Below are 484 nucleotides of genomic sequence, written 5' to 3'. Positions count from 1 at the left end.
CCCGCTCCCGCAGGGAGCGCTGCCCGACTTCGCCGTGTACCTGCTGGGTCATGAACCGTACCGGGTGTCGTGGGAGGCTCGTTGGCTGCGTTGGCGCGACTTCTGGTTGCCGTCCGATCGTGCGGCGGCACGGAATGCCTTGCATGAGGCGTGGGAGCGTGCCGAGACAGAGCGTGTCGAGATCGCCTGCGGCGGCGGAGTCGGACGGACCGGAACGGCCATGGCTTGCCTCGCCGTGCTGGACGGGGTGCCCGGCCGGGAGGCGGTCGCCTACGTCCGTGAGCATTACGCGCCGCGCGCCGTCGAGACGCCGTGGCAACGACGCTTCGTCGCCCGCTTCCAGTAGCTACCGGCCGCGGGATGCGGCGAACGTTCTCGCTGGTCGCGACATGAGCAGTATCAGCGTGATGAGCAGCGCGGCTATGGCGGTGACCCCTGCCGCGATCGTGTACTGGGGATACGACGACGGCACGATGGCGATCAG

Annotated in this window: 1 protein-coding gene; it reads left to right on the top strand. The window is 69.0% G+C overall.

Features of this window, described 5'->3' with window-relative positions:
- A partial coding sequence (locus ELR45_RS11290) for a protein-tyrosine phosphatase family protein (RefSeq protein ID WP_240759482.1) occupies positions 1–346 on the top strand: 346 nt, incomplete at its 5' end.
- Positions 347–484: the final 138 nt, after the last annotated feature.

Source organism: Phytoactinopolyspora endophytica, assembly GCF_004138495.1.
Taxonomy (GTDB): domain Bacteria; phylum Actinomycetota; class Actinomycetes; order Jiangellales; family Jiangellaceae; genus Phytoactinopolyspora; species Phytoactinopolyspora endophytica.
This window is presented reverse-complemented; position numbering and strand designations above follow the sequence as displayed.